The sequence below is a fragment of the Hansschlegelia beijingensis genome, assembly GCF_045505405.1.
Taxonomy (GTDB): Bacteria; Pseudomonadota; Alphaproteobacteria; order Rhizobiales; family Methylopilaceae; genus Methylopila; species Methylopila beijingensis_A.
In genome coordinates, this window is the sequence record NZ_JBJKEX010000329.1 from 1 (window position 1) to 3,409 (window position 3,409).

Below are 3,409 nucleotides of genomic sequence, written 5' to 3' on the forward strand. Positions count from 1 at the left end.
GACGAGATCCACGCGACGTCGGAGCGCGAGATCTTCGGCGATGAAGGCAACGACACGATCTTTGCGAACGACGCGTCTACATCGCGCGCGTGTTCGGCGACGCGCGGGCGGAGGAGGGGGCGGCGCTCGCCGCCCGCGCGCCGCTCGACCTGCGGGTCAACGCCCTGAAGGGCGACCGCGACAAGGCCCTGGAGGCGCTCGCGCACCTGAAGGCCGAGGCCACCCCGCTGTCGCCCTTCGGCGTCCGGATCCCGCTCACGGACGATGGCCGCGGTCCTCCGGTGCAGGCCGAGCCCGCCCATCTGAAGGGGCTCGTCGAGGTGCAGGACGAGGGTTCGCAGATCGCGGCGCTGCTGTGCGCGGCCGCGCCGGGCGAGCAGGTCATCGATCTTTGCGCCGGCGCCGGCGGCAAGACGCTGGCGCTCGCGGCCGGCATGCGCAATCGCGGCCAGCTCTACGCGCACGATTCGGACATCCGCCGGCTCGCGCCGTTGCACGACCGCGCGACGCGCGCAGGCGTGAAGAACCTTCAGATCAGATCGCCCCGCGGCGCGGCTGACGTGATGGAGGACCTCGAGGCGCGCGCCGATCTGGTGCTGGTCGATGCGCCCTGCACCGGCGCCGGCACCTGGCGGCGCAACCCCGACGCCAAATGGCGCATGCGCCCCAGCGCGCTCGATGTGCGGATCTCCGAGCAGGACGCCGCTCTCGACGACGGGGCGCGGCTGGTGAAGCCCGGCGGACGGCTCGTCTACGTGACCTGTTCGCTGCTCGCGGAAGAGAACGAGGACCGCGTCATGGCCTTTCTCGGCCGCCGCCCGGAGTTCGCCGCCGTTCCGGCCGCTGAGGCCGCGGTGGCCGCGGGCCTGCCCGATCTCGCCCGCTTCGCGCTTCCGTCGGGCGGGTCGATCCTGCTCAGCCCGCGGCGCTCCGGCACCGACGGCTTTTTCATCGCCGTGCTGAGGCGCACTTGACCGCCGGGCCGACCGGGCCATTTCGGCAATGGGTGGCGCAAGGCGGCGAGGCAAATGCGGGCGATCAGCGGAATTCTTCAGATCATCGGCCTGCTGGTCATCCTCGTGGCCGGCTACTGGGTCTGGTACGCGAACTGGGGGCCCAATCCGAACGACCGGATCGGAACCTCGATCGCGCCGTTGTTGCCGTCTCCCTTCCGGGACTGGGGCTGCGGCAAGCTGAACCAGCGTTTCACCACCGAGTCGCCGACAGTCTGCAGCCCGCCCGCCGCCGGAACCCCGCCGCCGGCCGCGCCCGGCGGTTCGGAAGAAGGCGGCGGCCGCCTCTAGCGGCGCCCGGCGTTTTTTCACTGCGGCTCCGCCGTTTGCGGCGTTGCGGCGCCGAGGCTGTTCGGAGTACGGACAGGCCATGACCGCCGCCAACTCCCACGACCGCATTCTCATCATCGATTTCGGGTCGCAGGTGACCCAGCTGATCGCCCGCCGCGTTCGCGAGGCGGGCGTCTACTGCGAGATCGTGCCCTTCAACCTCGCCGAGGAGGCCTTCAGGACCTTCGGGGCCAAGGGCGTGATCCTGTCCGGCGGCCCGGCCTCGGTGGCCGAAATCGGCACCCCTCGCGCTCCCCAGGCCGTGTTCGAATCCGGCGTGCCGGTGCTCGGCATCTGCTACGGCCAGATGACCATGGCCGAGCAGCTCGGCGGAACGGTCGAGAGCGGGCACCATCGCGAGTTCGGCCGCGCCGACCTGCACGTGGTCGCGCCGTCGCAGCTCTTCACGGGCGTCTGGGAGGACAAGAGCCGCAACCAGGTGTGGATGAGCCATGGCGACCGCATCACGCGGATGCCGCCCGGCTTCCGTATCGTCGGCGTCTCCGAGAACGCGCCGTTCGCGGCGATCGCCGACGAGACCCGGCGCTACTACGGCCTGATGTTCCATCCCGAGGTCGTGCACACGCCGGAAGGCGGCAAGCTGCTGACCAATTTCGTGCGCCACATCTGCGGCTGCTCCGGCGACTGGTCGATGGCGGCCTATCGCGAGGAGGCGATCGCCAAGATCCGCGCGCAGGTCGGCGACGGACGGGTGATCTGCGGCCTGTCGGGCGGCGTCGACTCCGCGGTCGCAGCCGTGCTGATCCACGAGGCGATCGGCGACCAGCTCACCTGCGTGTTCGTCGACCACGGTCTGATGCGCAAGGACGAGGCGCGCCAGGTCGTCGACCTGTTCCGGGGCCACTACAACATCCCGCTGGTGCATGTGGACGCGAGCGACATGTTCCTCGCCGCGCTGCAGGGGGTCGAGGATCCCGAGGCCAAGCGCAAGGTCATCGGGCGGCTGTTCATCGACGTGTTTGACGACGAGGCGCAGAAGGTCGGCGGCGCCGACTTCCTGGCGCAGGGCACGCTTTACCCCGACGTCATCGAAAGCGTGTCCTTCTCGGGCGGTCCCTCCGTCACGATCAAGTCGCACCACAATGTCGGGGGCCTGCCCGAGCGCATGAACATGAAGCTCGTCGAGCCGCTGCGCGAGCTGTTCAAGGACGAGGTGCGCGCGCTCGGCCGGGAGCTCGGCCTGCCCGAAGCCTTCGTCGGGCGCCATCCATTCCCCGGCCCCGGTCTGGCGATCCGCTGCCCGGGCGAGGTCACGCGCGAGAAGCTCGACGTGCTGCGCCAGGCGGACGCCATCTATCTCGACGAGATCCGCAAGGCCGGCCTCTACGACGCCATCTGGCAGGCCTTCGCGGTTCTGCTCCCGGTCCGCACCGTCGGCGTGATGGGCGACGGCCGCACCTATGAGAACGTGCTGGCGCTTCGCGCCGTGACCTCCGTCGACGGCATGACGGCCGACTTCTATCCCTTCGACATGAACTTCCTCGGCCGCGCCGCCACCCGCATCATCAACGAGGTGAGGGGCGTCAACCGCGTCGTCTACGACGTGACCTCGAAGCCCCCCGGCACGATCGAATGGGAGTAAGGCCGCAGGGCCTCTTCATCGGGACTGCGGGGTGGAGCATTCCGTCCCGGCACGCTGCGGCCGCGCCGGGCGACGGAAGCCACCTCGACCGTTACTCCCGCGTGTTCGACGCGGTCGAGATCAATTCGTCCTTTCACCGCTCCCATCAGCGCAAGACCTACGAGCGCTGGGCGGACGCGACGCCGGACGGCTTCCGCTTCGCGGCCAAGGTCCCGAAGGCTATCACGCATGAACGGTCGCTCGCCGACTGCGGTCTGCTGATCGACGCCTTCGCGCACGAGGTCGGCGGCCTTGGCGACAAGCTCGCCGCCGTGCTGGTTCAACTGCCGGCCTCGGCAGCGCCGGACTTCGCGTCCGCCCAGCGCTCGTAGGTCTTGCGCTGATGGGAGCGGTGAAAGGACGAATTGATCTCGACCGCGTCGAACACGCGGGAGTAACGGTCGAGGTGGCTTCCGTCGCCCGG

3 protein-coding genes and 1 pseudogene are annotated in these 3,409 nt (G+C 69.7%); all 4 read left to right on the forward strand.

Translation table 11 applies throughout. The annotated features are described in order from the left end of the window. Window positions 1–83: 83 nt before the first annotated feature. A pseudogene (locus ACIKT0_RS15385) lies at window positions 84–974 on the forward strand (RsmB/NOP family class I SAM-dependent RNA methyltransferase); the annotation flags it as partial. A gap of 54 nt (window positions 975–1,028) precedes the next feature. Beyond that, window positions 1,029–1,304: a hypothetical protein gene (locus tag ACIKT0_RS15390; RefSeq protein WP_407106200.1), complete on the forward strand. Its 276-nt coding sequence runs from the start codon at window positions 1,029–1,031 to the stop codon at window positions 1,302–1,304. Between the two features lie 79 nt (window positions 1,305–1,383). Further along, a complete protein-coding gene (gene guaA, locus ACIKT0_RS15395) occupies window positions 1,384–2,946 on the forward strand; it encodes a glutamine-hydrolyzing GMP synthase (RefSeq protein WP_407106201.1) in 1,563 nt (520 codons plus the stop codon). Further along, window positions 2,937–3,317 carry a DUF72 domain-containing protein gene (locus ACIKT0_RS15400; protein ID WP_407106203.1) on the forward strand — a complete coding sequence of 127 codons (381 nt, stop codon included), beginning with the start codon at window positions 2,937–2,939 and terminating at the stop codon, window positions 3,315–3,317. The genes guaA and ACIKT0_RS15400 overlap by 10 nt, the downstream gene beginning before the upstream one ends. Window positions 3,318–3,409: the final 92 nt, after the last annotated feature.

Bases quoted from the DNA above. Each gene is read 5' to 3' on its own strand.
- ACIKT0_RS15390 (WP_407106200.1), top strand. From the start codon at position 1,029: ATGCGGGCGATCAGCGGAATTCTTCAGATCATCGGCCTGCTGGTCATC.
- guaA (WP_407106201.1), top strand. From the start codon at position 1,384: ATGACCGCCGCCAACTCCCACGACCGCATTCTCATCATCGATTTCGGG.
- ACIKT0_RS15400 (WP_407106203.1), top strand. From the start codon at position 2,937: ATGGGAGTAAGGCCGCAGGGCCTCTTCATCGGGACTGCGGGGTGGAGC.